This is a genomic window from Vibrio pacinii DSM 19139 (assembly GCF_000711795.1).
GTDB classification, from domain to species: domain Bacteria; phylum Pseudomonadota; class Gammaproteobacteria; order Enterobacterales; family Vibrionaceae; genus Vibrio; species Vibrio pacinii.
The window spans coordinates 1-3,043 of record NZ_JONH01000047.1 but is presented as its reverse complement, the minus strand read 5'-3'; the positions used below and the strand labels follow the sequence as shown (position 1 = coordinate 3,043).

Genomic DNA, 3,043 nt, shown 5'->3' with positions numbered 1-3,043 from the left:
CACTGAAATACAAGTAAACATAACGCCGCGTTAAGTAGTGAGCAACATGCCACCTAACCTAAACCATTGTGCCATAAACACTAATTTCAAAGAAAACCGAAAATGCTAAGCGTTGCGAATCTGCCTTAAACGCCTTGTTAGTTGCCATTCTTAACCTTTGATTTCCCGTTCATTTCCACTTTGCTAACACCGTTTTTGAGCGCTTTGAAAAACTCAAATCAGGCGCAGTTTCAAAGCGACTGTTACTGAAACCACTTGGAACTTACAACGCCGTAGAAAACTGACTAAAAGCACCCCAAAAACCTTTTGGAAAGACAATGTTACAAAGCTGACTTTCGACGAGTACATTCGCGTCTGAAACGGCAAAACAAAACCACAGCATCAACAATTGAACGCAACTTCAGCAAACTACACCTAGGCACAAAACCGAGCAAAATTGCACAATTCATTAGCCTTAAACTTTCTGCTTTAGCTGCGTTTTTTCCACTGGCAACTAACGCCCTGCTAAGTGGCTAGCAACGCAACCACTACACTTAAACAAACCACCGTAAACACTGTACCAAACCTGACCTAAATTCGCCGAGCGTTGATAGTCCGTCTTAAGCAGTTTGTTATGAGCGCACTTGAAACACCCGCTGAACCTTACTGATATTGAAGCCAATGCTTTCATAAAACTTGTGTGTATCAAGCCTCTTTTCGTTACAGCGTACCCTGAGTTTACCCAAATTTTTAGTTCGCGCATGTTCGACTAGAGCGCGACCAACACCATGACCACGACTTTCAGGAGAAACAACTAAACCACCAATTTCAAGAAAGTTATCTGATGCGAGACGTCTAGCATAGAAAAGATGTATCCAACCTATAATTCGACCTTGCCACTCTGCTACAAATACTTGGTCTTGAGTAGAATTGAGCAATTCTTGAAGTTTTGTGGTCGATTCAGTGGAGGATAACTGAGAATAGCCAAGGTGTTCTGAGACTTCATTGATACCAACCGCATCCAATTCTGAAGCAGATCTAATGATGTATTCCATGTAAAATTTCCTCCTAGCTCATAACGCCGCGTTAAGTGGTGAGCAACGCTACCACAAGGCTCAAGACATTATGCCATAAACACTGATGCATATCTTTTAAACTGAAGCCGTCCAGCGTTGGGAATCCGTCTTAAACGCTTTGTTAGCCACTACGTTAATGCATTTTTGAAAATTTCACCAAAGCGGGATTGTTCATAATTTGTGATATCAATTTCATCTTCTCGACCTGAGCGAATTAAATCTTGGCGATCAATAAACTGCTCTTTTATTAATGGGCTAGCAACCAAGCCTTCAAGGTTTTGACTCTCCAAATCTTCAAATGTTGAAAACCAAATATTTGATCCACAGAGAAACCGATTTAAATCTTCTATGAAATAGTTTTGGATTGTATCAACTGATCTCAGAAAATTTGATTTATCAATTTTCCCAGTACAAAAGGATACAAAGAGCTTTCCGATCAGGTCTGCTTTTTCAATGTCAGTAACGTTATCTATAACTTGAATTAATTTGCTTGAGATTTTTTCACTATCTGATGATTTAGAAAAATGGCGAATAGCTTCCTTATCATCTTCAGTAAGCCCATCGAGTTGATAAATGAAACGACTAAGTTTTTTTAGGAAAAAATGGTCTCGAATCGACATTGTTAATTCTGCCACTTTAATAGCAGAGCCAAAAACTGGTATGTCCTTCAGGATTCCATTATCTAAATTACTATCCAATGCTAATTCTAGAGCATTAGATGACAGATCCTTTATTGCACCTTTATTCATGATAACTCCTCACTCGAATTAGTATGGCTAACGCCCAATTAAGTTGTGAGCAACGCTTCCACCGCACTGAAACACTTCACCGTAATCACTAAACCAATTGAAACCGAAAGCGCCGAGCGTTGCGAATCAGCTTGAATTGTTTGTTAGGCAAATTTCTCGTTTACTCACTTACTTGGTTTGAAAACAGAATACCTTAAACACGATAAGCAACCAATCACCCACTGACTTTTTGTGATTCAAGAACTACTAAAGCCACTATGTTACAGCCTCACTTTTTACGCTCACGCAATACAGCCTTTCAGCGAGAAAGTAGCTTTTGAACCTGAGAAACCAAAAACTGCGAAATGACAGCGAATACGAAAGCTTCTTTGAACTAGCCCTTTCCACACCTTAAGCCAGTGAAACTCACCACCGACCAACACTAAAAACCAATGAGGCAACCCACGAATTTTGACATGTTTACGGTTGGAGAGGTTCAAGGACTTGAGCCGACAATGCTGAATTGCCGACTACGAAAAACGAACTGCCATAGGGAACAAGAAGATTAGAACTAAGAACTTTTTTGCCCTTTGCCTAACGCCGCGTTAAGTGGTGAGCAACGCCAACCACCCTACCTAAACCATTGTGACATAAACACTTAACCTAGAGTAAGCTGAAAATGCCGAGCGTTGGGAATCCGTCTTAAACGCTTTGTTAGGTAATATATGGTCTTACGTAACCATCTACATTTAAGCCTGACTTTATGATTGGCAAAGCTGCTTCATAGGCTGACTGATAAATCCATTGCTCTTGCCCACTAACTGGATTTATTAATGCAAATCGAAATCTGAATGAAACTGAATAACCTTTGTTTCTAGGGCTTTTCGCATTTTGAATAGATACAAAATCTAAATTTAGACCAGTCAATTTTTTGGCTAGATTTGAACGCCCATCGATATCAATATTTATCCATGCTCCACCACAATCTGCATAGTTAATTTGCCCTGTATCCATCAAATTAGCTATACGACGAATTTCTGCATTTCCTGCTATTTCACCAGCATCACGCGCTTGTGAAAGTACATTGACTATTTGTTCGACTGAAATATTCATTTTTTCCTCATATTACCTAACGCTGCGTTAAGGTGTGACAAGCGCTTGCCATACTTGAGCGAAGCGAAACCGGCAAGCGTTTGGAATCACTCTTAAACGCCTTGTTAGGTTTATTTTTGTTCCACGTATATTAATTGCTCAACATCA

At 39.8% G+C, this 3,043-nt stretch carries 3 protein-coding genes; all 3 read right to left on the bottom strand.

The window, feature by feature from the left end:
• Nucleotides 1–611: 611 nt before the first annotated feature.
• The 3 genes from BS19_RS14925 to BS19_RS14915 all read right to left on the bottom strand — a co-directional run bounded on the left by BS19_RS14925 (nt 612) and on the right by BS19_RS14915 (nt 2,896).
• Nucleotides 612–1,034, bottom strand: a complete 423-nt coding sequence (locus tag BS19_RS14925) for a GNAT family N-acetyltransferase (RefSeq protein ID WP_038176325.1) — start codon at nt 1,032–1,034, stop codon at nt 612–614.
• 149 nt (nt 1,035–1,183) lie between these two features.
• Nucleotides 1,184–1,804, bottom strand: coding sequence for a hypothetical protein (locus BS19_RS14920; RefSeq protein WP_038176324.1), 621 nt, complete (start codon nt 1,802–1,804; stop codon nt 1,184–1,186).
• A 693-nt stretch (nt 1,805–2,497) separates the two neighbouring features.
• Nucleotides 2,498–2,896, bottom strand: a complete 399-nt coding sequence (locus tag BS19_RS14915; protein ID WP_038176323.1) for a hypothetical protein — start codon at nt 2,894–2,896, stop codon at nt 2,498–2,500.
• Nucleotides 2,897–3,043: the final 147 nt, after the last annotated feature.

What these genes read in the sequence shown, in the direction of transcription:
- BS19_RS14925 (WP_038176325.1), bottom strand. Translation starts at nt 1,034, where the DNA reads ATGGAATACATCATTAGATCTGCTTCAGAATTGGATGCGGTTGGTATC.
- BS19_RS14920 (WP_038176324.1), bottom strand. Translation starts at nt 1,804, where the DNA reads ATGAATAAAGGTGCAATAAAGGATCTGTCATCTAATGCTCTAGAATTA.
- BS19_RS14915 (WP_038176323.1), bottom strand. Translation starts at nt 2,896, where the DNA reads ATGAATATTTCAGTCGAACAAATAGTCAATGTACTTTCACAAGCGCGT.